We start from the raw sequence: 835 nt of genomic DNA, 5'->3' as shown, positions 1-835 counted from the left end.
CCCCCACCCCACTCGTCCCCGGAGGCCCGAACGATGACCCGGAACCACCCCGAGCCCAGCCGACGCGCCGCCTTACTCGGCGGCGCCGCCCTGACCGCCCTCGCTGTCACGGCCGGCACCGGCACGGCACGCGCCAACTCGTCCACCAGAGCGGCCAGTTGGCCGACGGAGTTCCCGCTGCCCAATGGCTGGCTCCCCGAAGGCATCGCCATCGGCAGCAGGCCGTACGCCTACCTGGGCTCCCGTGCCAACGGCGCGATCTACCGCACCGACCTGCGCACCGGCGAGGGCAAGATCCTCTCCGAGGGCGCCACCGGCCTGGTCTCCGTCGGCCTGAAGCTCGACCACGACGGCCTGTTGTACGTCGCCGGCAGCACCGGAGCCGCACGAGTCGTCGACTCCCGCACCGGCGAGATCCTGACGACCTATCAACTCACGCCCGCCACCGGTCACTTCATCAACGACATCACCCTGCTCGGCGACCGCGCCTGGTTCACCGACTCCCTCGACGCCGTGCTCTACGGCGTCCCCCGCGGCCGTACGGGCGAGGTCACCGCCCTGCCGCTCACCGGCGACTGGGTGCAGACGCCCGGGGTGAACAACGCCAACGGGATCGTCGGCACCCCCGACGGGCACGGCCTCATCGTCGTCAGCAGCAGCCCCGGCAAGCTCTACCGCGTCTCCCTCAAGACCGGCCACGCCACCGAGATCGCCCTGAGCGGCGCGACCGACGTGGTCAACGGCGACGGTCTGTTCCGGATCGGCCGGACGCTGTACGTCGTCCAGAACCGCCTGAACCGGATCGGCGTGTTCGACCTCGACGCCAAGGTCACCA

General features: G+C 71.0%; 1 protein-coding gene. It reads left to right on the top strand.

Annotated elements, in window-relative coordinates; genetic code table 11:
* Nucleotides 1-33 precede the first annotated feature (33 nt).
* On the top strand, nt 34-835 hold an 802-nt coding region (locus JHN45_RS52450; RefSeq protein WP_201056582.1), incomplete at its 3' end, for an SMP-30/gluconolactonase/LRE family protein.

The sequence above is a fragment of the Streptomyces sp. MBT53 genome (genome assembly GCF_016654115.1).
Taxonomy (GTDB): Bacteria; Actinomycetota; Actinomycetes; order Streptomycetales; family Streptomycetaceae; genus Streptomyces.
Note: the sequence above shows the minus strand (reverse complement) of the source record. Positions and strands in the feature narration are given on the sequence as shown.